At 33.0% G+C, this 26,219-nt stretch carries 23 protein-coding genes; 6 read left to right on the forward strand and 17 right to left on the reverse strand.

Features of this window, described 5'->3' with window-relative positions; translation table 11 throughout:
• Positions 1-187: 187 nt before the first annotated feature.
• On the reverse strand, positions 188-2,842 hold the full coding sequence (locus tag RB619_RS01075) for a type I restriction enzyme HsdR N-terminal domain-containing protein (protein ID WP_308093034.1): 2,655 nt from the start codon (positions 2,840-2,842) through the stop codon (positions 188-190).
• A 374-nt stretch (positions 2,843-3,216) separates the two neighbouring features.
• Between RB619_RS01075 and prfA the strand changes: the two genes are divergently transcribed.
• Positions 3,217-4,293, forward strand: a complete 1,077-nt coding sequence (prfA, locus tag RB619_RS01080; RefSeq protein WP_308093036.1) for a peptide chain release factor 1 — start codon at positions 3,217-3,219, stop codon at positions 4,291-4,293.
• Between the two features lie 516 nt (positions 4,294-4,809).
• Entirely contained in the window at positions 4,810-6,141 is a 1,332-nt protein-coding gene (locus tag RB619_RS01085) for a DUF5723 family protein (RefSeq protein ID WP_308093039.1), read from the forward strand.
• A gap of 339 nt (positions 6,142-6,480) precedes the next feature.
• Here the strand turns inward: RB619_RS01085 and RB619_RS01090 are convergent, their stop codons facing one another.
• The 11 genes from RB619_RS01090 to RB619_RS01140 all read right to left on the reverse strand — a co-directional run bounded on the left by RB619_RS01090 (position 6,481) and on the right by RB619_RS01140 (position 13,028).
• A complete protein-coding gene (locus RB619_RS01090; RefSeq protein ID WP_308093041.1) occupies positions 6,481-6,864 on the reverse strand; it encodes a hypothetical protein in 384 nt (127 codons plus the stop codon).
• A gap of 30 nt (positions 6,865-6,894) precedes the next feature.
• Complete coding sequence (locus RB619_RS01095; protein WP_308093047.1) at positions 6,895-7,257, reverse strand: hypothetical protein; 363 nt, start codon at positions 7,255-7,257, stop codon at positions 6,895-6,897.
• Between the two features lie 45 nt (positions 7,258-7,302).
• On the reverse strand, positions 7,303-7,587 hold the full coding sequence (locus RB619_RS01100) for a YtxH domain-containing protein (protein ID WP_308093049.1): 285 nt from the start codon (positions 7,585-7,587) through the stop codon (positions 7,303-7,305).
• A gap of 48 nt (positions 7,588-7,635) precedes the next feature.
• A complete protein-coding gene (locus RB619_RS01105) occupies positions 7,636-7,788 on the reverse strand; it encodes a lmo0937 family membrane protein (RefSeq protein ID WP_155100564.1) in 153 nt (50 codons plus the stop codon).
• A gap of 37 nt (positions 7,789-7,825) precedes the next feature.
• The gene (locus RB619_RS01110) at positions 7,826-8,467 is read right to left on the reverse strand and encodes a porin family protein (protein WP_308093058.1); all 642 of its coding nucleotides are present in this window, start codon (positions 8,465-8,467) and stop codon (positions 7,826-7,828) included.
• A gap of 40 nt (positions 8,468-8,507) precedes the next feature.
• Entirely contained in the window at positions 8,508-9,080 is a 573-nt protein-coding gene (locus tag RB619_RS01115; protein WP_308093060.1) for a DUF4142 domain-containing protein, read from the reverse strand.
• A gap of 211 nt (positions 9,081-9,291) precedes the next feature.
• Positions 9,292-11,076: a CHASE3 domain-containing protein gene (locus RB619_RS01120; protein ID WP_308093062.1), complete on the reverse strand. Its 1,785-nt coding sequence runs from the start codon at positions 11,074-11,076 to the stop codon at positions 9,292-9,294.
• Positions 11,077-11,091: 15 nt separating this feature from the next.
• Entirely contained in the window at positions 11,092-11,541 is a 450-nt protein-coding gene (locus RB619_RS01125) for a response regulator (RefSeq protein WP_133525071.1), read from the reverse strand.
• A gap of 21 nt (positions 11,542-11,562) precedes the next feature.
• Positions 11,563-12,114 (reverse strand): AraC family transcriptional regulator, encoded by a 552-nt coding sequence (locus RB619_RS01130; RefSeq protein ID WP_132988629.1) that lies wholly within the window; start codon positions 12,112-12,114, stop codon positions 11,563-11,565.
• Between the two features lie 158 nt (positions 12,115-12,272).
• The gene (locus RB619_RS01135) at positions 12,273-12,458 is read right to left on the reverse strand and encodes a CsbD family protein (protein ID WP_055098382.1); all 186 of its coding nucleotides are present in this window, start codon (positions 12,456-12,458) and stop codon (positions 12,273-12,275) included.
• A gap of 99 nt (positions 12,459-12,557) precedes the next feature.
• Positions 12,558-13,028, reverse strand: a complete 471-nt coding sequence (locus RB619_RS01140; protein WP_308093081.1) for a DNA starvation/stationary phase protection protein — start codon at positions 13,026-13,028, stop codon at positions 12,558-12,560.
• A 301-nt stretch (positions 13,029-13,329) separates the two neighbouring features.
• Between RB619_RS01140 and pyrF the strand changes: the two genes are divergently transcribed.
• From pyrF to RB619_RS01155, 3 genes are all read left to right on the forward strand, one after another.
• The gene (pyrF, locus tag RB619_RS01145; protein ID WP_308093083.1) at positions 13,330-14,151 is read left to right on the forward strand and encodes an orotidine-5'-phosphate decarboxylase; all 822 of its coding nucleotides are present in this window, start codon (positions 13,330-13,332) and stop codon (positions 14,149-14,151) included.
• A 126-nt stretch (positions 14,152-14,277) separates the two neighbouring features.
• The gene (locus RB619_RS01150) at positions 14,278-15,078 is read left to right on the forward strand and encodes a helical backbone metal receptor (protein WP_308093086.1); all 801 of its coding nucleotides are present in this window, start codon (positions 14,278-14,280) and stop codon (positions 15,076-15,078) included.
• A gap of 870 nt (positions 15,079-15,948) precedes the next feature.
• Complete coding sequence (locus tag RB619_RS01155; RefSeq protein WP_308093088.1) at positions 15,949-17,442, forward strand: catalase; 1,494 nt, start codon at positions 15,949-15,951, stop codon at positions 17,440-17,442.
• Positions 17,443-17,587: 145 nt separating this feature from the next.
• Here the strand turns inward: RB619_RS01155 and purU are convergent, their stop codons facing one another.
• The 5 genes from purU to RB619_RS01180 form a co-directional block, all read right to left on the reverse strand.
• Positions 17,588-18,442, reverse strand: a complete 855-nt coding sequence (purU, locus tag RB619_RS01160) for a formyltetrahydrofolate deformylase (protein ID WP_308093090.1) — start codon at positions 18,440-18,442, stop codon at positions 17,588-17,590.
• An 89-nt stretch (positions 18,443-18,531) separates the two neighbouring features.
• Positions 18,532-19,248 (reverse strand): DUF4197 domain-containing protein, encoded by a 717-nt coding sequence (locus RB619_RS01165; RefSeq protein ID WP_308093092.1) that lies wholly within the window; start codon positions 19,246-19,248, stop codon positions 18,532-18,534.
• 286 nt (positions 19,249-19,534) lie between these two features.
• Entirely contained in the window at positions 19,535-19,960 is a 426-nt protein-coding gene (locus tag RB619_RS01170) for a cytochrome c oxidase assembly factor Coa1 family protein (protein ID WP_308093094.1), read from the reverse strand.
• Positions 19,961-20,216: 256 nt separating this feature from the next.
• A complete protein-coding gene (locus RB619_RS01175) occupies positions 20,217-20,558 on the reverse strand; it encodes a hypothetical protein (RefSeq protein WP_308093096.1) in 342 nt (113 codons plus the stop codon).
• Positions 20,559-20,734: 176 nt separating this feature from the next.
• Positions 20,735-22,285 carry a L,D-transpeptidase family protein gene (locus RB619_RS01180; RefSeq protein ID WP_308093098.1) on the reverse strand — a complete coding sequence of 517 codons (1,551 nt, stop codon included), beginning with the start codon at positions 22,283-22,285 and terminating at the stop codon, positions 20,735-20,737.
• A gap of 300 nt (positions 22,286-22,585) precedes the next feature.
• On the opposite strand from RB619_RS01180, the gene RB619_RS01185 reads away from it, so the two are divergent.
• The gene (locus tag RB619_RS01185; protein WP_308093101.1) at positions 22,586-26,026 is read left to right on the forward strand and encodes a methylmalonyl-CoA mutase family protein; all 3,441 of its coding nucleotides are present in this window, start codon (positions 22,586-22,588) and stop codon (positions 26,024-26,026) included.
• Positions 26,027-26,219: the final 193 nt, after the last annotated feature.

Here is a 26,219-nt window from a genome sequence, read left to right on the forward strand (position 1 = left end):
CATCATGGCGCAGATTTGCAATCCGTGCCCGCAAAGATTGGTTTGTTCTCTTTGTAAATATAAAAAAAGCTACATGATTTTGTAGCTTTTTGTTTTTTATGATTTGTATTGTGTGTTACTGTTGCGGGCACAGATTGCAAATCTGCGCTAACGAACTGTGGAGACATATCTGCGCGATGTATTAAAACTAAAAATTTTCTTCTTCAATTTTAGCTATTTTTACTTCGTATTTATTGTGAGTTGAACTAAAATTTATAATTTCTACTACTAAATTGTCATCTTGCATAATTTCATAATCGATATCACTTAATTCTCGTTCTGATATAAAGCCAACTTTATTTGTCTTGGAAAGTTTCAAAAAAAGTCCATACCGCATTATTTTTGTTACTTTTGCATTAAGCTTAGTTCCTGCGTCTAAAAGTTTTGGAGTATTTTGTGCAATTCTACTTTTCTCATTCGAAATGATGGACCGTATTTCTTCTTCTTTTAATGGAAATGATTGTTTGTTGTCTGATAAATAATTTAAGTATCCTTCAAAAAAAGAGTTATGATAATCTGAAAGATAATTTATTAGTAATTCTGAATGTTCAATAACATTTTCTAATGACAAATGAGCATGTTTTCCAGTTCCAGATATGTTTTTTGCAATTTGAGTAGCAATATCAACAACACTAAACCAAGTATCTTCACTACAAGAACTCAAATAATCAATATTATTTAGTAGCTCAAGATGTATAATGCCTGGTATATTAATGGAAATTAGCTCGGCTAATTTGAAACTATTACTATCTTGTGATTCACTAATTATTAATCTATGGCGAATCAAATTAAGAATTTCCTTTTCAACTCTATCTCTTTCAAATCCAATAGTTATAAGATCGCTTATTAATTCATCTACTCTATGGAAACCTAAAATTCCGCTCAATCCGCGAGTACGATATTTAGAGTGCAACCATTTAAGAATTTCAATTCTTACAAATGGATTTGGAATCTTATCACTAGGATCAGAATAAAATAAATTTTTCACACGAGAAGATTCGTCATTATAAAACACTCGGTCACCTCTAAAGAAAACTTTACTAACAACATGGCGAGGTAATATGTGTTCGCCCTTACTTTGTTTAATTTTAAAGATTTCAGAATCTGTTATATGACCACTTTTACAGAAATCTAAAAAGATTTCTATGCCGTGACGAATATCACTCCCAGTAAGACCGGTAATTAATTTTTTAAAGAAATGATTTTGAAATAAAGAAGTAATAATACTTTTAAGATAATAAAGTTCTTGTTTCGCGGGATACGAAACTTTTATATTATTGTCCAAAGTATAATATCGATTCTCATTTTTTTCGGAAAGCCTTGTAGCGTATTTGATCCTATTATAAATTATTTGCTCAAGAGGTGCCGGAGTTATTCTGAAAATTAGATCTTTTATTACCGTGTCTAATGGTTTTTCTTTCTTAAAATGATCGTAAGTTGTATCTCGAAGTGGCAGGAATACAATTGCTTTTATGGTTTCTTTTATCCAATTAGCTACTTCAAACATTAATAATTGTTCTTCTAAATTTCGCTTATCACAATTGTCCAAGACTATAACTAAATTTTTCCCAGTAGAATGTAAAAAAGTTGATATTATAGAATGCAAAACAAGTTCGTGGCTAGCTTGCAATTCTGTAATTTTTCGAAATAATTCAATACGATAAGTCTCACTTTTTTTGTCTAGTAATGCTCCCGCAAGTTTATCAAATTTTTCAAGTTCTAGTTTAAATATCTCTTTTATTGTTTCAAAATCATCAAAATCAATATCGGTTCTGCTTGCTTTGATTTTGTTTGTTAAGTTGTTGATAATCCAAGAGTAAATGTCTTTACTGTTTACCGGCGCATTATTTAAATCTAATGTTACCCATACAAGTTTTTCAATTAACTGCTTGTCTAAAGCAACTTCCTTGAGATAAGTAGTAAAGGTTGATTTTCCAGAACCTACACTTCCTATAAGTAATAATACTTGGTTGTTATAATTATGAGCTTCTTGTAGTTTACTTAATAGCTCTGTTGGATTTTCACTTGATTTTATTAGAGTTGAATTCTCAACAGAAGATAAAACTTTTTTTCGTATTAATCTGTCAATTGGAGTTACATGTGATTGATGTTTATTAGTATGTACATATGCGTTTTTTACAATATCTGCTTTCTCTTCATCGACATTTGGATTAAAGAGATGTCTATATTGGATGGAAATTGTTTCGCCGAAAGAATTTTTGATTTGTTTATTCTGAATATTTTTTCCTCCAATAAGATGCAAAGGTTTTTTGAAACTAACATCTTTTCGGATTTTTGTTCTTATTTCTGTAGAATGCCTTTCAATTGAATCTTTAGAAAACATATTAAAGAATGATGAAAACTCATCATTTCCCACTTCCCAGTTTTGTGTTGTTAAATTAAATGCTGGTTTGGCATTGTCCCATGTACCTGCCAAAAAACTTAAACCATCGCATGCAATAATGTATTTACATGGATTTATTTCATCTTCAAAAAAGCGATTTATTTCGGCTGAATAAAGTGCTGCCTGTCTGAAAGCTTCGTTTAAATCTTCATCTGGCCTTTTAGCTTCGACTATTATAGACGGAACTCCATTTATTGTAATTAAGTAATCAGGATAATACAAAGAAGATTTTTTACCTTTATCAATTTGAAGTTTTTTTAAATTAACTTTTGTCTGGATTTCTTGATTGTTATAACCTAATCCTAATGGTTGTGGATTTGTAAGTAAGGGATAAATTATTTTCTGTTCTACATCGCTTTCACTTAATAGATCAGTTTTAGAAATATTATATTCACTCATAGATATAAAGTTTAATTTTTTTAAAAAAAAAATATAAGATTTTCTTGTATTGTTATGCGTAATTTTGAAAATAATTTATTTCATTTTTTTTTAAAATATTTTTTCAAATCTAAAAACTTTGTAAATATTTTTTTTACGGAAAACCATAAAAAACTAAAATGTAATTACTTCATTAGAATTACTAATCTTTTAGGCAAACAATATGTATTTATAAAAACAAACATCGCATTTAATTTAAATTAATCATAAGGTAAAAACACCTGATTTATAAAAAATAAAATTCCTTAAACTATCATCAAAAATCCCAAAAAATAACCACTAGAATTTTCCACAAAAATTTTGTAATTTTGCAGTCCAATAAAAGGAATTAGAAAATGTTAGATAGACTTCAATATGTAAAGCAGCGTTTTGATGAGATTTCGGATTTGATTATTCAGCCGGATGTTATTGCTGATCAAAAACGTTATGTGCAACTCAACCAAGAATATAAAAGCATTAAAGCTTTGGTTGATAAGAGAGAAGAATACATTCTTGTTTTAGCAAATATTGACGAAGCAAACGAAATTATTGCTGACGGAAGCGATGCTGATATGGTTGAAATGGCCAAAATGCAACTTGACGAAGCAAAAGAGCGTTTGCCTCAACTAGAGGAGGAAATCAAATTTATGTTGATTCCTAAAGATCCTGAAGATGCTAAAAATGTTATGGTGGAGATTCGCGCCGGAACGGGTGGGGACGAAGCGAGTATTTTTGCAGGGGATTTATTTAGAATGTATACTAAATACTGTGAAGGCCAAGGATGGAGAACATCTGTGGTGGATATGAACGAAGGTACTTCCGGAGGTTTCAAAGAGGTTATTTTTGAGGTTTCGGGAGAGGATGTTTACGGAACCTTGAAGTTTGAAGCGGGTGTTCACCGTGTACAACGTGTTCCTCAGACAGAAACGCAAGGTCGTGTGCATACATCGGCGGCTACTGTTATGGTTTTGCCAGAAGCAGAAGAGTTTGATGTTCAAATCGATATGAACGATGTTCGTGTAGATTTCTTCTGTTCGTCAGGACCTGGAGGACAATCGGTAAATACTACGAAATCGGCTGTACGTTTAACGCACATTCCAACAGGATTGGTAGCACAATGTCAGGATCAGAAATCGCAGCATAAAAATAAAGACAAGGCCTTAATCGTATTACGTTCTCGTTTGTACGAAATGGAATTGGCGAAAAAACAAGAAGAAGATGCCTCTAAACGTAGTTCACAAGTAAGTTCTGGTGACCGTTCGGCTAAGATTCGTACGTACAACTATGCGCAAGGTCGTGTAACCGATCACCGTGTTGGTTTAACGCTTTACGATTTAGGAAACATCATGAATGGTGATATCCAAAAAATTGTTGCCGAATTACAGTTGGTTAACAATATGGAGAAATTGAAGGAAGCTTCTGAGGTGTACTAATCGTACACAGGTTCAAAGTGACATAGTTACAAAGGTTCAGGTTTTTCTCTTTAGACTGTATAATATAAAAAAAGCCGAACTTATGTTCGGCTTTTTTGTTGTTTAAGTTTATAAGCAAAAACAGGAAACCTTTAAACCTTTGTAACTATGTCACTTTGCACCTTTAAAAGAAAAAATTGCAAGAACCTTCTTAGATTTTTAAATTTTCGATTTTTTTATTCAATAAGTTGTTAAATTTCTGAGATTAATCTGTTAATGAATGTTTTGCGAATTTTCTTAATCTCTTTAATTTAATTCAAGTGGATTACTACAATATTTTAAAATGAAGTAAGATTAATAATATTTTTAAGTAAATCTTAGTCCCGAAGCCTCGGGATAGCAGCTTAGAATCTTAGTATCTAAAAAAAACTTGCCTAATCGATTAGATTAGGCAAGTTTTTTTTTGCCATTTTTTTGTTAATATTTGTGTGCTTTTTCAAAATAAGGCACAACCAACCAACCCCTTAAAAAAAATCTATGAAGAGAACTTTACTATTATTTTGCTTCTTTGGAAGCTTTTTTTATGCGCGATCGCAATCGTATTTCGGATTCAGGGATGACAATTATGCCGGAATCCAATCGGCTTTATTTAATCCTTCAGTTATTGTAGATTCTAAGTATAGAGCCGACGTTACTATTTTTTCAGCAAGTGCAACAGGACAAAATGATTTGTACGGCTTTAATTTTGCTGAAGTTCTCGACGGGAATTATGATATCCAGACAGACGCCAGCAAAAACATCAAAACGAACAATCGTGGAAATGTGAATTTCGACATTTTAGGACCTTCGTTTATGATGAATATTACACCTCAACATAGTATTGCACTTTTTACAAGAGTTCGCAGCGTTACAGGTCTTATTGATGTAAACGGACAACTTATTGATGAATTAAATAAAGATCTTGATGTTTCCAATAGCTTTTTAATTCAAGGCGGAAATCCAAATGGTGTGAGCAATTCCTGGGCAGAAATTGGCGCGAGTTATGCGACAATTTTTCTAGATGAGGAAGATCATTTTATTAAAGGAGGTTTGACTGTAAAATATTTGCTTGCAGGTGTAAACGGCTACATCAGCGGAAATGATTTAAGTGTGGCTTTCAATAAAAATAATGCAAATCCGGCGTTGAGTGAATATTATTCAACGGGAACATTAAAAACGGCTGCAAGTTATGACTATCAAAACGGAAATGATCCTAAATTTAGTGGGGCTTCGGCTGGAGTTGGACTTGATTTGGGTTTTACATACGAATACCGCACAAATTGTCACACGTGCATTGGAAATAGATATAAATTCAAAGCAGCAGCCTCAGTAACAGATATCGGGAAAATCAATTATAAAAATATTACCGAGAATACGTATAATTTAGCTGGAAGAGTAACGCAGGATGATATTGACAATGCAGAAAGTATTTTCGAATTCTTCGATACGCATTATACAAAAGTTGCGTCAAGAACTGGTATTAAAGCTAATTTGCCAACAGCACTTCACACTAATTTCGACTGGAATATCGACAACAAATTCTACTTAAATTTAAGCACTGATTTTAGTTTAGTGAATGCAAAAAACATAAACGGAACTGCACTTCCAAATTCGGTTACCTTTACGCCTCGATATGAAACGCGACAATTCAGTTTTTATGTTCCAGTAACGTACATGGAATTCAGCGGCACACAAGTTGGAACTGGTTTTAGAGCTGGTCCGCTGTTTGTGGGGTCTGGATCGTTGATTTCAAATTTGTTTTCGAATACTTCAAAAGCATGCAATTTGTATGTTGGTTTGAAATTACCGATTTATCAAAATTATAATTAGAGGTTCTGAGGTACTAAGGTGCTAAGGTTCTAAGTTTTTTAAAATAGAAAAGAGATTATTTCACTTAAGTGAAATAATCTCTTTTTGGTTGATAAAAGCACCAGCTTTTAACAAAACCTTAGTTCCTTAGCACCTTAGTACCTCAGAACCTTTAAATATATAGTCTGTATTAACCCTTTAACCGTTTAATTTCAAAAAAAGAAACGTATAAACAAGTTAGATACCGAGAAATACTCTTGTGTATTCAAAACATTTATATAGATTAGAGTACATGTAAACTCCATTTTTTATTACGATTTCGCTTAACTTTTCCATGATATAAAATTTAAGTTAGACAAATTACTCTTTAGATGATTCGTAGTGTGATGATTCTTCTTCTGAAGAGGCATCTGATGATTCGTGCTGTGGTTTCGAAACCAAGTTGGTAACGACCAGCTGAACGATTGAGCCCAAAATTCCCTTGAACATTGAATCGCCTTTTCCGACGATGAATCTTTTTGCCAAATATCCAATTCCGATACTAATGGCAGATTGGGCAATGTGGCTTTTAAAACCAACAGTTTCATTGATTTCTTCAACCGTATTCCGAATCAGGTTTAGAGGTTTTAAATTCTCTTTAATATCCTCAATTTCGTCTTTTATCGAACACCACTCGGCGTCCTGACGATTTTCTAAAAACTTTATTCTCTGATTTAATTGATCAATAGTGTAAATAGGCTCCATTATAGTCTTGTTTAGTTATTAATAGTTAAATCAGTTTTTACTTTCGTCTTTTAGAATACTTGAAATAATACTATTTCCTATTGGCGTTTTAATCAAACTGTGATGCGTTTTATGAATCACAATGGCAACGATTAAATAAAAAACTGCCATGATAAAAAAGCCGTAGTAATACTCTCCAAGCTCTTTGCCAAGCCATAAACTAATCCCGATATTAAGGAACAAGGTAAAAAATGCAACAACAACGCCGACTGCTATCTTAGATGTTAAGGTTGAAACCACATCTGCGACTGAACATACTGTTTTCAGTTTAAGTAATTCCAAACTGGTTTTAGTATAGTTTTCCGCTTTTTCATAAAGATTTAAATTCTCGTTTGTTGTTGCATTTGATTCCATGATATAAGGTATTTATGGTTTAAAAATCTCACTTTTTACTAGATACTAGTAGTTTGATTTTACGGTTTTTGCCTCGTCTTTAATTGCATTGTAGTCGTCTTTAACTTGGTTAAATTTAGATTTACCTTCGTCTACAAGCTCTTTTCCGTTTGATTTGATTGTATCTACAATTCCGTCAAATTTTGTTTTTAAGTTATCTCCGTAATCTTTCGATTTATCTTTGATTTTTTTGCGAGTTTCTGAACCTTTATCTGGTGCGAATAAAACTCCTAATAATGCTCCTGCAGCTGCAGCGCCAACAATTCCTAAAATGGTGTTACTTGCTTTCATAATATTTGATTTTAATGATTAATATGTAATTGTTAATATGATTTGTTTTTAAATTTCCCTGCCTTTGATAAGTCTAAGCAATACAGCAATAATGGCGATCACTAATAAGATGTGAATAACGCTTCCGAAGCTGTAAACAAAGAAACCAAGAGCCCACAGAATAACTAAGATTACTGCGATTGTATATAATAAATTTGACATGGTTTTTATTTTTTAGAGGGTTAATTAATTCGTTTTACTAATTCAGTTTGTACGATAGGTATAGCGATAAATTGCTGTTTTTAGCATCTGGAACCGTAAATGTTGTTCCCGCAACAGTTCTTTCTTTTCCTATTGTTGTTAATCCGTAGTTGTATCGTAAACCAATACTTATTGGACTAAAATCAACTCCAACACCGGCAGATAAACCAGCGTCAAATCGGTTTAAATCATCTGCGTCAAGTTCTTCGTCAAAGTTGAAGTCACCATCACCAGAAACTTTGGAACTTACCAGATATGATGCATATCCACCGGCATGAATATTAAAGTTTTTAGTAACATTTACTCTCACTAATAAAGGAACTTCGATGTAATTCAATCTAAATTTTCCGGTTCCGCTTGCAAAAGCATTGTTATATTCTAATTCGGCACCTTTTGTTGTAAACAAAATCTCTGGCTGAATTGCGATAAAATCTGAAATAGGCAATGTTGCATAAACACCGGCGTTAAATCCGTATAAAATATTTTCGTCGTCGGCATTATTGTTATATAAATTCGACATGTTAAATCCTCCTTTTACACCAAACTCGGTCGTAACATTTTCGTCATTTTGAGCTTGAAGCATTCCAAATGAAGCTGAAAAAAATAAGGCTAAGGCGCATAAAAAATTGTGCATTTTCATAGTAAAAAATTTAGTTAATAATAATAGATTCTAAAGGCGTTTAAATAAACTCTGTTTTTAATCTTTCGGTTTCTCTTAAAAGCTGATACTGGTCTGGCAAATACTGAAGCACTAATTTTAAAATCTTTTCATCATTTGTTTCAGATGAAATTTTTTCTAATAAATTAATCTGTTCTGATAACGATTCTGAAATTGAATTCAAATAAGTTTTGTCAAAAGAACTTTCTTCAGTGGCAATCAATTCATATAAATCTCTTTTGTGAGCCACATTGATATCAGTAATAATAATGAGCTTTTTATTTGCCATTTCTGATATTCTTTGAAGCAATTGATTTTGATGATCTTCAATTTTTTTGCTTAATTCCTGTATCGGACTTTCTGAACGTTTTTGTGCAAATTGACTTTTTGAAATAAGTGCATTACTTACATTTGCCACAGCGATAAAAAACGAAGATTCTACTTGATCTTTATCTATTTGCTGTCTGTTGTTTTGGCTAAAAGCTTCATTTTTAAAGTGACTTGCTTTTTGATGTTCTTTCTTTCCGCATGCTGAAAAAGAGATTATGATCAATAAGAAAAAGACTTTTAAAATAGCAGCTTTTATATGGGGCATTGCTTTCATTGTTACTTCATAAAGTATTACATTACAAAGGTGCTAACGAATAGCTTATTTTGCTTTACAGCATAAAAAAGATTCGTTATATAATTCCCATAATCGTTTTATATAAAGGCTTTAAGGCGTTTTTTGGTAGAAAAAAAAGAGCGTTTACTGCAAATAAATAGTTATTTGCAGTAAACGCTCTTTGTAAGAATTTGTATATTTTTTAATCCGGAAGAAAAACCGTAAACAAAGAACCTTTTCCTGGAACGCTGTCGGCCAAAATATAACCTTTGTGATTTTCGACAATTTTTTTGCAGATAGCTAAACCAATTCCAGTTCCTGGATAATCAGTTTTAGAATGCAGACGTTGGAAAAGAACAAAAATAGTTTCTTTAAACTGCGGGTCAAATCCCATTCCGTTATCTGAAAAAGTTATTTTATGGTATTTTTTTATAGTTTGTTCCAATAAATCTGGATACGCGCTAGAAAGTGTTTTTTCGCTTTCAATGCTAATTTCAGGAATTCGATCGGGCTGACTGTATTTTAAAGAATTTCCAATCAAGTTGATGAAAAGCTGTTCAATCTGATACGGAATCACTTCTAACTTTGGAAGTTTTGAAGTGGTAATAACTGCTTTTTTCTCATGAATAAATTCAGTCAATTCAGATTCGGCATTTTCTAAAAGTTCATTTAAGTTTGATTTTAAAAATTCCTTTTTAGTTGTATTGGTTCTTGAAAATAAAAGCAAATCATCAATCAAAACGCGCATTCTTTTTGCCGAACTTTCAATTTTAGAAAGATAATCTTTTGCACTGTCAGACATCACAGCTTTATCGGCATCAGAAACTCTTGAAATAAAAGTTTGTATTTTTCTGAGTGGTTCTTGCAAATCGTGACTCGCAACATGGTTGAAAGAAGCCAGCTCTTTATTGCTTTTTTCTAATTCTCTGTTTCGTTCCTGAAGTTCAATATTTAAAAGATGCTCATCGGTAATGTCAAAATTAATTCCTAGTAGAATTTTACTTCCCTGCTGATCAGTCAATAATTTTCCTGTCGATTTAAAATACCTGATTTCGCGATCTGGGCGTACAATTTTATAATAAATAAAAGGAAGGTTCTTTTTCTCTATAATTCCTTCCATCGAAGCAGCCACGGCATCCTTATCGTCTGGATGTACAAAGTCAAGAAAAGTTTCTTTTACTGGAACAAAAGAATTTGGCGTAACGCCTAATATTCGGAACTGATTGTCTGAATAATCGATTTTATTTGAATCCAAATCCCATTGCCAAGTGCTGAATTTTCCAATAATTTCAGACTCCGCCATCAAACCACTTGAAATTAAAAGTTTTTTGTTGAATACTTTCAAGCGCTCAAAATCTCGACTGATTTGTCGGTAAGCCAATAAAATAAAAGTAAGCGCAGTTAAAAATAAAGAAATAGAAAAAATAGGACTCAGCGAAATTTCCTGATCATATATTTTAAGTCTTTTTTCTAGATATTTTTTTTCGATGTCATTCATCTTGTCCACTTGAAACCGAATATTTTCCATTAAAATTCGGCCTCCAAACATATGATTATCGAGTTTTCGTTTATCGTATGTTTTAGGATCGCTGTATTTCAGGCAATTTTCAAAAGAAACAAATCGCTGAATAATGAGCTTGAATAAATTTTCGAGATTTTTCTGCTGCTTCGCATTATCTGCAGTCAGTTTTTTTAAGGTAATAAACGAAGCGTTTACTTTGTCGCGCGAATAAAGATAGGGCGCTAAAAAACGGCCATTGCGAGTTATGATGTACCCGCGCTGGCCCGTTTCAGCATCTTTAATCGCCGACATTAATCGTTCTAATTGAATGTTAATTTCATAAGTATGCATCACAAGCTTACTTGATTCATTCAAGTCCTGATTGTGTTTGTAAGCAATGGATGATAGAAATAACAGAATGAAAACTGCGATTACAAAAATAACTCTCAATGAGTTTGAAGAATTAAAATTTGGTATCCATTTCATGTTGGCAGGCTTATACTATTTTAGTCGCAGCAGGAAATTATCACGGTTTAACCCAGAGGTATGATAGTGCCAGTTTACGGTCACGACTTCATTAATTATTTTTTTAAGCGTATTAAAATCGCTCGGCTTTTTGATGTAAATATTGGCACCTTGAATAAATGTGTCTTCAATATCTTCTTCAGATGATGAAGTAGAATAGATGGCAATAATGATATTTTTCAGGCGTTCTGTTTTTTTGATTTCGATCAAACATTCTTTACCCGTTTTCTTTGGCATGTTCAAATCCAGAAATAAAATATCCGGAAGTTTGTTGTCAAGATTGTTTAAATGATCCATTAACTGCATTCCGTCGTGAACAAAATCTACATTGGTCTGAATTTTTATTTCTTCAAATGCGTCCTTAAAAAAAAGACGATCATCTTCATCATCATCAGCCAGTAAAATATATAATGCGTTTTTTTGCATTTTAGTGTGGTATTTAGGTTTTTATTTTAAATTTTCTCTTCGTTTCTTAATTATTCTTTGAAAAGCCGAAGGTGTAATTCCGGTCGTATTCTTAAATTGTGTGCTCAAATGCGCAACACTCGAATAATTTAGTAAAAAAGCAATTTCAGTAAGGCTCATTTCATTAATAATGATAAGCTGTTTTGCTCTTTCGATTTTTTGTAAAATGATAAAATTTTCGATAGAAGAATAAGTTACTTCCGAAAAAACATTAGATAAATAGCCGTAACTGTGGTTCAATTTCTCGGCCAAGAATACAGAACTTTTGTAATTGTTGCTGTCTTCCATGAAAACCAATTCAATTATGGCATCTTTTATTTTTTGTACCAAAACACTTTTTTGATTCTCCACGATTTCAAAACCGCATGGACTCAAATTATTTTTTAAAGTTTCGAGAGCATCAGCATCAAGGTTGTCAGCAATCTCGATCTCACCAAATCCTAGACTCGTAAAATTTATATTTTGCTGTTCAAGGTTGTGTTTTAGATAAAGAGAACAAATGGTATTAATGTCGAACTTTATAAATAGCTTCATTTTATAAAAATTTGGTTAAAGATACTTAATTTATTTTTGGTTATTGTGTTTAAGATTTGTTAGAAATGCTGAAAATCGAAGAAAAACAAATAAAATTTTCATAAAAATACCGTCTAGTACAAGTATTAGACGGTATTCCCTGATTGAGATCAAAGGGTTTATAAATCTGCAATAATTTTACGAACCTCATCCTTTGTTTTTCCTAGTTTTTGTTGAAGTTTTCCGTACATTTCGTCTTCTTTTCCTTCATCATACAATAGGTCATCATCAGTAAGGTCAGCATATTGCTGTTTCAATTTCCCTTTTAACTCATTCCAGTTTCCTTTTATTTCGGTAGTATTCATGATAGTCTGATTTAGTAATTATTTGTTTTGTAAAATTGCGATTTAAGCGTAAAATAACTGTTATATTAATTTTGGATAACGCTGCATAATTCACATTTTTTAAGCTTGATAACGGCGCAGAATCCAAGCCATTTTTTCGTGTTCCTGCAAAAGACCTGTAATAAAATCAGCACTTCCAGCATCATTTGCTTCATCAAAAACCGGAATATAATCTCTAAATTCCGTAACTAATTGTTCGTGATTTTCTAAAAGTTCTTCCAGCATATGTTTTTGCGAAGCATATTCTTTAGGAGATTCTTTTAAAGTCGAATTCTCGATAAATTCTTTCATTGTTCCAATGGTCTTTTCACCAAGCTGACTGATTCTTTCTGCAACTTCATCAATCTGTGCTTCTAAAATTCGGTATTGATCCTCAAACAATTTATGCAGTTCCATAAAACTGTTTCCTGAAATGTTCCAGTGAAATTTTCTCGTTTTCACGTACAATGTCATTTCATTTGATAAAATCGTGGCTAATATGCTAGTGCTTTTCTTTAAATTTTTCGTCGATATTCCGATATGTGGAGTCATAACTGTCTGATTTTTTGGGTTCTTTCCAAAATTAGAAAAGACGACTTCCTTTTTTCTTACATAATTTTTAGAAGATGTTATAGGAATTCAATGTTAATTAGATAATTAGATAATGTGGCAATTAGAAAATTACACTTTGAAACAAATACAATGTCACCCTGAGAAGAGTCGAAGGGTGCTTCAATTAGAACTTGGGACTTCTCCCGAAATCTCAGGAAGCTCCGCCTGACAACAATTCACAATTCACAATTTACAATTCACAATTATAATTTGTAATTTTGCCCGACTATTAAAACACACTATGACAACACAACAGCTACACGAACAAATTCTTCAAAAAAAATCATTTTTATGCGTTGGTTTAGATCCTGATTTAAGCAAACTTCCACAGCATTTATTAGAAACTGAGGATCCGATTTTCGAATTCAATAAAGCGATAATTGATGCAACTTACGATTTAGCAGTTGGATACAAACCAAATACGGCTTTTTTTGAAGCATACGGAATAAAAGGTTGGATGTCATTACAGAAAACAATTAATTATATCAACGAAAATTATCCTGAAGTTTTTACTATTGCCGATGCAAAACGCGGTGATATCGGAAACACTTCAAGCATGTATGCAAAAGCCTTTTTTGAAGACTTGAATTTTGACAGTGTAACCGTTGCGCCTTATATGGGGAAAGATTCGGTTGAGCCTTTTCTAGCTTTCGAAAACAAACATACAATTATGTTGGCCTTAACTTCAAATGAAGGCGCTTTCGATTTTCAGACTTTAAATACAAACGGAACAGAATTATACAAACAAGTTTTAGAAACTTCTAAAACATGGAAAAACAGCGAAAACTTAATGTACGTTGTTGGAGCCACAAAAGCAGAATATTTTGCCGATATCAGAAAAATTGTTCCAGACAGTTTTTTATTGGTTCCTGGAATTGGCGCTCAAGGCGGAAGCTTATCAGAAGTTTGCAAATACGGAATGAATGATAAAATTGGTCTTTTAGTAAATTCAGCTAGGGCAATTATCTACGCTTCAAAAGGAACTGATTTTGCTGAAAAGGCTAGAGAAGAGGCTTTGTCAGTTCAAAAAGAAATGGAAGAAATTATTAATTCTAAGTTTTAAATAACTTTATAAATACATTTAACCGCAAAGTTCGCAAAGATTTTTCGCAAGGTTCGCAAGGAAAAAACTTTGCGTTCTTAGCGCAAATCTTAGCGAACTTTGCGGTTAAAATGACAATCTAAATCAATGAAACAAATCAAAGACCAGCTAGGCACTTTACATTCTTTCGAAACAGCTCCAAAACGAATTATATCGTTAGTTCCTTCTCAAACAGAATTGCTTTATGATTTAGGTTTAGAAGAAAAAATAATCGGAATCACAAAATTCTGTGTACATCCGTATCATTTTAAATCGACCAAAAAAATTGTCGGGGGAACAAAGAAGATTCATTTCGAAAAAATAAAGCTTTTACAGCCTGATATTATCATCTGCAATAAAGAAGAAAACACAGAAGAAATCGTAAATCAATTACAAGAAATTTGTCCGGTTTGGGTTACGAATATTGTTTCAATAGAAGATAACTTTCAGATGATTTCAGATTTCGGTCAAATTTTCAATTGCAGAACCGAAGCGCAAAAGTGGAACGACAAATTGACTTTTGCCTTGAGCGATTTCAAAAAATACATTCAAAATATCGAAGTTAAAAAAGCAGCTTATTTTATTTGGAAAAACCCATATATGGTTGCTGGAAACGACACTTATATAAATGAATTATTAAAGCTAAATCATTTTCAGAATATCTACGAAGACAAAGGACGTTATCCTGAAGTGGAACTTAAAAAAATGCGTTTAGAAGGCGATCCTGATATTGTTTTTCTTTCTTCAGAACCTTATCCTTTCAAAGAAGAAGATGCTTTTGAAATTGGAAGATTTACACATCACGCCAAAACCATCTTCGTCGACGGAGAAATGTTCTCTTGGCACGGCAGTAGATTATTAAAGGCTTTCGCTTATTTTAAATTACTGCACGAAAGATTGAAAAATTAGTTTTTTTGTTTCAGGTTTCAAGTTTCAAGTTGTTGAAAGCTTAACCGCTAAGATTTGCTCAAAGTTCGCAAAGTTTTTACACAAAGCTTTGCGAACTTTGTGTTTTATATAGTCTCGTAGGTAAAAAAACCTTGCGTTCTTTGCGGTTAAATTATGTTCAAAGTAAAGCAACTTGAAATAAAAAAAATGCCGACATCTACAAGACGTCGGCATTATTTAACTAACCAAAACCAAAATAATAAATAACCAGTTTATTACATTACAAAGATCCGACATAAATAAATCTTATGCTGTTAAGTTCTTGTTATTACTTTGTTGGATATAAGTTAATGTTTAAATCTTGATTTTTTTGTTTCAGGTCTCACGTTTCAGGTTGGCATTAGAGTATGTTGATTTTACCGCAAAGAGCGCTACGATTTACGCAAACTTCGCAAAGTTTTTTACAAAAGCTTGGCCAACTTTGCATTTGTATAAACACTCTAAAATAAAAAAAGACTTTGCGCTCTTTGCGGTAAAACTAACCACAAAGTAAAGCAACATCAAACTAAGAAAACCTGAAACCTGAAAACCAACTTTCACAAAAAAAGAATGCCGGCATCTCGAAGACGCCGGCATCATTTAACTAACCAAAACCAAAATAATAAATAACCAGTTTATTACCTTACAAAGGTCTGACATATATCAATCTTTTGCTGTTAAGGTTTTGTTATTACTTTGTTGACCATAAGTTAAGATTTGTCAAAACCTATTTCTGAGCTTTCTGCAGCGATATATAACTTTTGATTATTAAAATATAATAACAATCAATTTTGTTTATCAATATGCTAAAGATAAGTTTGTATATTTGGTAAAACATTAAATATCAGCAATATGGAATCGAACAAAAAATTAACAACTGCAACAGGAACTCCCGTTCCAGACAATCAAAACATTCAAACTGCTGGCCCACGCGGACCTGTTTTATTACAAGATTTTTGGTTTTTAGAAAAGATGGCACATTTTGACCGTGAAGTGATTCCGGAAAGAAGAATGCACGCTAAAGGATCTGGAGCTTATGGAACTTTTACTGTTACTCACGATATTACAAAATATACGAGAGCAGATATATTTTCAGAAATTGGAAAGAAAACCGAAATGTTTGCTCGTTTTTCTACAGTTGCAGGAGAAAGAGGTGCTGCAGACGCAGAAAGAGATATTCGAGGGTTTGCCTTGAAATTTTACACCAATGAAGGAAATTGGGATTTGGTTGGAAATAATACTCCAGTATTCTTTTTCAGAGATCCAATGAAATTTCCTGATCTAAACCACGCTGTAAAACGTGATCCAAAAACCAATTTGAGAAGTGCTGATAACAATTGGGATTTTTGGACATTATTACCAGAGGCTTTGCATCAGGTTACTATTGTAATGAGCGATAGAGGTATTCCGAGATCGTACAGACAAATGCACGGATTTGGAAGTCATACTTTTAGTTTCATAAATCATCAAAATGAAAGACATTATGTGAAATTTCATTTTGTAACACAACAAGGAATCGATAATCTTTCTGATGAAGAAGCAGCAAAATTAGTTGGAGGCGACCGAGAAAGCCACCAAAGAGATTTATTTGATGCTATCGAAGAAGGAAATTTCCCAAAATGGAAATTATTCGTTCAAATCATGAGCGAAGAACAAGCTGAAACGTATCGTTTTCATCCTTTTGATTTGACGAAAGTTTGGTTAAAAGGAGATTTTCCTTTAATTCCAGTTGGTGAATTCGAATTAAATAAAAACCCAGAAAATTATTTTGCAGAAGTAGAACAAGCTGCTTTTAATCCGGCACACGTGGTTCCTGGAATTAGTTTTTCTCCAGACAAAATGCTTCAGGCACGTTTGTTCTCTTATGGAGATGCGCACCGTTACCGTTTAGGAGTGAACAATTTTCAGATTCCGGTGAATTCTGCGAGATGTCCGTATAACACTTTCCACAGAGACGGAGCAATGCGTGTTGATGGAAATAACGGATCTAAAAAACATTATGAGCCAAATAGTTTTGGTGAAATGCAAGAACAACCAGAATTTAAAGAACCACCATTAAAACTGCACGGAGATGCGTGGGCACATAATTTCAGAGATGATGATAATGACTATTTCACGCAACCAGGTTTGTTGTTCAATTTATTAACGCCAGAGAAAAAACAGTTGTTGTTTAAAAATACTGCAGCGCAAGTTGGAGGAGCTCAAAAATTCATACAAATTCGTCACATCAGAAACTGCTTTAAAGCGGATCCAGCCTATGGAGAAGGTGTAGCAAATGCTTTAGGTTTGACAATGGCTGAAGTTGACGCTTTTGATGATCCTAGATTGTCGATTGTAGTTCGTTAAAAAAGGTTCTAAGATGCTAAGATTCTGAGATACTAAGTTTCTAAACTTTTAATAGTAAACCCGACAGGTTTTAAAAACATGTCGGGTTTATTTATTTTTATAAGAAAAAAACTTAGAATCTTAGCACCTCAGAACCTTAGCATCTTTAAGAAAACACCACCGTCTTATTGCTATAAACCATTGTTTTTCTCTCAGCATGTAATTTAATCGCTCTTGCCAAAACAATTCTTTCCAAGTCTCTTCCTTTCATAATAAAATCTTCAACAGAATGAATATGCGAAACTCTGGCAATATCCTGTTCGATAATTGGACCTTCATCTAATTCTTCGGTAACGTAGTGACTTGTTGCACCAATGATTTTTACACCACGTTTAAAAGCCGAATGATACGGTTTTGCACCTGGAAATGCAGGTAAAAACGAATGGTGAATATTGATGATTTTGTTCTCGTAAAGCGAAATCAAATTTGGTGTAATGATCTGCATATAACGCGCCAAAACAATAAAATTGATTTCGTATCTTTTTAAAAGTTCAATTTGTTTGGCTTCGCCTTCTTCTTTATTGTCTTTTGTAAACGGAACACAGTGATACGGAATATTAAATCGTTCGGCAACACATCTTAAATCGTTGTGATTGCTAATAATAACCGGAATTTCGACATTTAATTCACCAGCGCTGTATCGTCCTAAAATATCAAAAAGGCAGTGATCGTATTTAGAGACAAATAAAGCCAATTTTGGTTTTTGCTCCTGATTGTACAAATCCCATGACATATCAAAGTCGGCAGCAATAGCTTGGTCAAAATCAGCTTTAAAGCTTTCAATTGTGGTTTTGTGATTGGTAAATTCACATTCCAATCGCATAAAAAACACATTTTGCTCGACATCAACATGCTGATCGATATAAGTGATATTTCCTTCTACCTTAGCAATAAAAGTAGTCACTGCAGCGATAATTCCTTTTTGGTCTTTACAGTGAATGAGAATGGTAATTTTTTGCATCTTTTTTGGTTAATCGGTTAATCGTTGATTTGTTTAACCGTTTGTTCGATTACACGAATAAACTATTAAACAGTTAAACAGAAAAAAAACTATTTTCCGTCCTGCATTGCAAAAACACTTTTTAATAAAGGCGTTGTTCTTGCACTAATATTATTTCGGATTTCTTTTTCTTCTACAGCAATCATTTTGTAAACTCCCGCTAAAGCTTGATTCGTTGTATAATCAGTCAAATCAGGATTTACTTTTTTAACAAGCGGAATTGTGTTGTACTTGTTTATAATATTAGCCCAAACGACATCGGCGCCCACTTTTGCGAATGAATTTTTAATCACCGGATTAAATTTTCCGTACAAAGCTGTTGATGTAGTTCCTTGTAAATATGTTGTTGCAGCACTGTCATTTCCTAATAAAATATTTTTAGCATCAGTAAACGACATATTTTTAACTGCTGATACAAAAATTGGAGTTGCTTCCTTGACAGCATCTTCAGCGGCACGATTCAGCATTTTGATTCCTTCATCGGCAAGTGAGCTCAAACCAACTTTTCTTAAAGTAGCATCTACTTTTTGTAATTCTGCGGGCATTAAAATTTTTACAGCTTCATTTTTGTAAAAACCATCAACCGCGGTTAATTTGCTAACTTGTTGTGTAATTCCTTTATTTAGAGCTTCTTTTAATCCAGCTGAAATGTCAACACCACCAACCGGAATTTGTGACGCTATTTGTGGGAGCTGATTTAAAGTCTGCTGCATTTCTGCGCATGAAACAAGTGAAAATGTAACGGCTAATAATAAAATCTTTTTCATTTGGGGGTTTTGTTTAAGTTTCAAAAATACTACTTATTCAAAAACAACGCCACAATTTTATTTTAGGAGCAGAAAGAATTTGTTTCATAATTAACTTTTTCTAAGATTCTGAGATGCTAAGGTTCTAAGATTTTACATTTTTGAAGCATATAGAATTAATTATTGCTTGGTCGAAAGACAAGAAAAAATAGAACTTTGCGACTTCAGATTTTCGTATGCAAGTACTTAATTAAGAAATGAATAGGAGAAATTGATAAAATCTGTATATAAAAAATTAGCGGTAAAATTACTTAGCCAGCAAATCAATTTTCTCACCTGTTTTTTCAATAAAAACAGACATTTCACTGTATTTCCAAGTTCCTCTTTTTTCGCCTACAACAAAGAGTGTTGCTTTGCCTTTAGGGCCTTTTAATGGCACTTGTACATCGCATTTTCTAACATCGTTTTCGGCACTTACATTTCCAGAAACCATTCCGTCAGTTTCGATAGGCGATCCAAGTTTTTCGATTAGTATTTTATTGTGCTCAACTCTTGTCATCGATTCTATATAAGCATCAGAATCTTTAATGATTGAAGTTACTTCAAAGAAAACTCCAACTAAAAATAAAGCAAATAATACAATAAGACTTAAACAACCAGTAGGAACAAACCATTTCCAGTTTCGGTTCCACCAGCTTCTTTTATCCACAATAAGTTCGTTTGAATCTTCCATATTTTAGAGTTTGCTTTAATTGATTGAATATCAAAGCTAAAATATGGAATTTCTTAATGAAATTCAATTTTATTATATCATAATTCTTGTAGATTGTTTACGACATACAAACCATCTAAATTTAAAAACATACTATTGTTTAAAAATGCAAAATGAGTTAAAAAGAGATTGCGGTTTTTGTATAAAACAGCGCATTCAATTTTTAACTCATTATATATAACCTTGAAAATAATTTTGCTTGGGACAAAAAAGGCGTTTAAACGTATTGTAAACAGTATAAATTTGGATTGCAAATCGGATTAATTTGGTTTAAATCTGATAATACATTTTGGGTGTAATCCTTGCCACCAATTGTTAAATAGAATAAAGATTTTGAAATGTAGAAAGGTCTTAACGGAAGTGCACGCCAGCTAAGTGTTATATTCTTAATAAAATGTTTTAATGCGTATTTAAATGTTTTTTCTTCAGGACGAATAAAATAAATGGTATAACTTTTAATTTTTGTCATTAAATTTGGAAACATTACAAATCTTCCGCCCTGTTGTATCAATAAATTTATTTCGAATAATGTTAAACCTTCAATATTTTCTGTTTTCATGATCGTTTGTTTTTGCAATTAATATTAGTGGTAGTATTATGATGCAAAGTTGCGACAGAAAGTAAAATTGAAAAGGACTTAAAAATTTTAAAATTAATAAGTTAGGTTTTTTTTGTGAATAAAAAATCGAGAACCCATTTAAATGAATTCCCGATTTATATTTAGATAGTTAATTATTAATTTGAAGTAAGAGACAATTGATTGTTCAATTCAGAGTCTCTTTCATAAACATCTGGGAAGAAACCAATTTCACCTTTTTCATTTACCAATGAAGTAAAATAGGTAATGTAAATAGGAACTTTTTTAGCTAATTTAAAACTGTTTTCTGATTTTCCAGCCATAGCTTTATCAATTTTGTCTTGCGTCCATTCTGGATAATCTTTAAGCATAGCTGCTGCTAATTCCTTTGCCATTTTTACATTAATACATCCGTGGCTAAAAGTTCTTTTTTCAAAATCGAATAATGTTTTAGATGGCGTATCGTGCATGTAAATATCATCAGGATTTGGGAACATAAATTTCACTAATCCAAGAGAGTTTTCTGGCCCTGGTTTTTGTCTTACTTGACCATTAACGATTTCCATATTTTTTTCTGCAAGATAATTTGGATCTGAAGCGATTTTAGATTTCAACTCGTTTTGTACAATACTTTGTGGTACTGTCCAATAAGGACTAAAAACGATTCTGTCAATTTCTCCATTAAAAATGGTGGTTTTGGTTAAAGGTGCTCCAACAAATACGGGTGAAGTCATTACTACTTTTCCGTTTTTAACGTATACCAATTCATAAGAAGGAACATTAACCAAAACATATTCGTCGCTATTCGCCATTTGGTCAGAAATCGCACGACATCTTTCCATGTTCAATTCTAAAGTTTTTACCTTGTCAGAAAGAGGCACATTCATTTCTTTAATATGTTCTTCAGCAAGAATGTAGTTAGGTTTAAATCCGTTACGAACTTTATATTTCATTACAGCATCCATCAATTCACGATCATAAACATCGCTTTTAGAATCCTGTTTTAAATCTCCCAATATATATAAACGAGTTCTCACTTGAGCAATTGTTGGTGAAACAGCATCAGGACGTAAGTCTTTATATGGAGTTTCTGTAACAATCGGTTTCCATTTATTTGATCTTTCTATTTTTTTGTATTGTTTTAAAACACCTTGCAATTTATAATATTGATCAAAAGCTACTTTATTATCTGTAGGTGCAGTAGTTGTTTCTTCAATTGTGCTGTAATTCATAAAGTCTTTCAACATAGTATCATAAGATACTTTTTTGTCAGCACTGCTTTTTTTAGCATATACAATATATAAGGAACTCAAAAGCATATCAGCATCTGTTTTAGAAAGATTTGTAGTTGCTGAAGAATCAAAAAGCTGATCAATTTCTTTTTGATACGGAATTTCCAAATTATTTGTTTTTTTTGCTTTTTGGTACAAAGCAGCAGCAAATTCGTTTATTTGATCTTCATCATGCCAGATTGTACCAAGAGTTCTGTTTTTGTACAATGACATAATATCAGATTTATATTTTTTCAAATCGGAATATCTTTTAAAGAAGTCGTTTGAAATATCATTTTCATCATCATTTAAATTAAAAGTGACTGCAGTAGAGTTTGGAGTTTTTGTATTTAAGAAATTATTGTTTTCAATTCTGTTATAAGAGGATACAAAAAAACTCAAACCTAAAATTACGGTGAAAGAATATAGTGTTTTCATTTTTTTAAATTTTTACGTTTTACTTTTTTTATTTGCTAAGTTTTTGGTAAAAATTTGGGGCTTTTCTACACTGCTAAATTACTATGAGAGAGCTTGAAACACGTTTTTAGATTTTGTTTAAATGTTGCGAAATTGCCATGTCTTTAAGCTTTCTTTAACTTATATCAATTCGACTTCAAATTTGTTACCCCTTAAATCAAAAAAAAACATTTTCATTTTTTTGTTAACATAAAGCTATTCTCGTAATCAAATATTAAAATAATTTGTACATTGGTCGCTTAAAATTATCATATTCATAAAATGGAACCACAAATACCATATATTCCTAAAAATAAAGTAAGAATTGTCACAGCGGCTTCGCTATTTGATGGACACGATGCTGCGATTAATATCATGCGTAGAATCATACAGTCAACCGGAGTTGAGGTTATACATTTAGGTCATGACCGAAGTGTAGAAGAAGTTGTAAACACCGCAATCCAAGAAGATGCCAATGCAATCGCGATGACATCATACCAAGGAGGTCACAACGAATACTTTAAATATATGTATGATTTGCTTCGCGAAAAAGGAGCAGGGCATATCAAGATTTTTGGAGGCGGAGGCGGTGTAATTCTGCCAAGCGAAATTTCAGAATTGCACGAATATGGTATCACCAGAATTTATTCTCCAGATGACGGCCGATCTTTAGGACTTCAAGGAATGATTAATGATTTGGTACAACGTGCTGATTTTCCTATTGGAGATAAATTGAATGGCGAAATTGATCATATCGAAAATAAAGTTCCAACGGCAATTGCGCGTTTGATTTCTTCGGCAGAAAATTTCCCAGAAATTGCAAAACCTGTTTTTGATAAAATCCACGAAAGCAATTCTGATTCTAAAATTCCAGTTTTAGGAATTACAGGAACGGGAGGAGCGGGAAAATCTTCTTTAGTAGATGAATTAGTTCGTCGCTTTTTAATTGATTTCCCAGAAAAAACAATCGGATTAATTTCTGTCGATCCTTCGAAAAGAAAAACGGGAGGAGCACTTTTAGGAGACAGAATCCGTATGAATGCTATTAATAATCCTCGCGTTTATATGCGTTCGCTGGCAACGCGTCAGTCGAATTTGGCTTTGTCTAAATATGTAGCCGAGGCAATTCAGGTTTTAAAAGCGGCTAAATACGATTTGATTATTTTAGAAACTTCAGGAATTGGTCAGTCAGATACTGAGATTATGGATCATTCTGATGTATCCTTATATGTAATGACACCAGAATTTGGAGCGGCAACACAATTGGAAAAAATCGATATGCTTGATTTTGCTGATTTAGTGGCTTTAAATAAATTTGATAAACGTGGAGCGCTTGATGCTTTGCGCGATGTAAAAAAACAATATCAAAGAAATCATAATCTTTGGGATAAAAATCCTGATGAAATGCCAGTTTTCGGAACAATTGCTTCGCAGTTTAACGATCCGGGAATGAACACGCTTTACAAAGCGATTATGGATAAAGTGGTTGAAAAAACAGCTTCAGATTTGAAATCGACTTTTACAATTACGAAAGAAATGAGCGAGAAAATCTTCGTGATTCCTCCTCACAGAACACGTTATTTATCTGAAATTGCTGAGAATAACAGAAGTTATGATGAAACAGCCATTTCGCAGCAAAAAGTAGCACAGAAATTATACGGAATTTTTAAAACCATAGAATCGGTTTCAGGAAAAGTTCCTCAAATAAATAAGGCTGGGATTGATGATGCAACTGTTTTGCCAAGCGGCATTCAAGAGCATGACGAAAACAGAATCTTTTTAAATCTTTTACTAAATCAGTTTGATAAAGTAAAAATGGATTTAGATCCGTACAATTGGGAAATTATCTTGAATTGGGATGAAAAAGTAGCGAAATACAAAAATCCGGTTTATTCGTTTAAAGTTCGTGATAAAGAAATCAAGATTGCAACACATTCTGAAAGTTTATCGCATTTACAGATTCCGAAAATTGCTTTGCCTAAATATGAAGGTTGGGGCGATATTTTGCGTTGGAATTTACAGGAAAATGTTCCTGGAGAATTTCCTTTTGCTTCGGGATTATATCCGTTTAAACGTGAAGGCGAAGATCCGTCGAGAATGTTTGCTGGCGAGGGCGGACCAGAAAGAACCAACAAACGTTTTCATTATGTAAGTGCCGGAATGCCTGCAAAACGTCTTTCAACTGCTTTTGACAGTGTAACTTTATACGGAAACGATCCAGATTTGCGTCCGGATATTTATGGAAAAATTGGAAATGCTGGAGTTTCAATCTGCTGTTTAGATGATGCCAAAAAACTATATTCAGGTTTCGATTTGGTTCATGCATTGACTTCGGTAAGTATGACGATTAATGGACCTGCGCCAATGTTGTTAGGTTTCTTTATGAACGCGGCAATCGATCAGCAATGTGAGATTTACATCAAAGCAAATGATCTAGAAAAAGAAGTTGAAGCGAAAATCAACAAATTATACAAAGAAAAAGGAATCGAAAGACCAAAATACCAAGGTGATCTGCCAGAAGGAAACAACGGTTTAGGATTAATGCTTTTGGGTGTTACGGGTGATGAGGTTTTACCTTTAGAAGTTTATAATGAAATAAAAGTCAAAACATTATCGCAAGTGCGTGGAACGGTTCAGGCCGATATTTTGAAAGAAGATCAGGCGCAAAACACTTGTATTTTCTCAACCGAATTTGCTTTAAGATTAATGGGTGACGTTCAGGAATATTTTATTACTAAAAACGTTCGTAATTTCTATTCGGTTTCGATTTCAGGATATCATATTGCAGAGGCGGGGGCAAACCCAATTACACAATTGGCCTTCACGCTTTCGAATGGTTTCACTTACGTGGAATATTATTTGAGCCGTGGAATGAACATCAACGATTTTGGACCAAATTTATCGTTCTTCTTCTCAAACGGAGTAGATCCAGAATATTCGGTAATTGGTCGTGTGGCACGTAAAATTTGGGCAAAAGCCATGAAAAATAAATACGGAGCCAACGAAAGAGCACAAATGCTGAAATATCATATTCAGACATCAGGACGTTCGTTACACGCTCAAGAAATTGATTTCAACGATATTAGGACGACTTTACAGGCTTTATACGCGATTTATGATAACTGTAATTCATTGCATACAAACGCTTACGATGAAGCGATTACAACGCCAACAGAAGAATCTGTGCGTCGAGCAATGGCAATTCAGTTGATTATTAATAAAGAATTAGGTTTAGCGAAAAACGAAAACCCAATTCAAGGTTCTTTTATCATTGAAGAATTAACTGATTTGGTTGAAGCTGCGGTTCTTCAAGAATTCGACAGAATTACAGAAAGAGGAGGAGTTCTTGGTGCAATGGAAACCATGTACCAAAGATCTAAAATTCAGGAAGAAAGTTTGTATTATGAAACTTTAAAACACAATGGCGATTTCCCAATTGTTGGTGTAAATACATTCTTGAGTTCAAAAGGTTCACCAACAGTAATTCCGGCTGAGGTAATTCGTGCAACTGAAGAAGAAAAACAATATCAAATAACGATGTTGGATAACTTGCATAAATTCCACGAAGAAAAAGTGAATGAGCATTTAAATACATTACAGCAAGCCGCTATTAAAAACGAGAATTTGTTCGATCATTTAATGGAAGCTGCAAAGGTTTGTTCTTTAGGTCAGATTACTTCAGCGTTGTTTGAAGTAGGCGGGCAGTATAGAAGGAATATGTAGGATTTATTTTTTAGATTTAAGGAAAACCTCTCAAGATTTTGGGAGGTTTTTTTTGGATAGAAATTAATAGCTTAACCACGCGCCAGCAAAATAACAAAATTCCATAAAGTTTGTCATTTCGACGGAGGAGAAATCTTTGCGAGAAGCTCCGCTCCTAAAAGTGCCAATCTTTTTAGAGCTTCTCACGAGGATT

Origin of the sequence: Flavobacterium sp. LHD-80 (genome assembly GCF_030929605.1) — a bacterium.
Taxonomy (GTDB): domain Bacteria; phylum Bacteroidota; class Bacteroidia; order Flavobacteriales; family Flavobacteriaceae; genus Flavobacterium.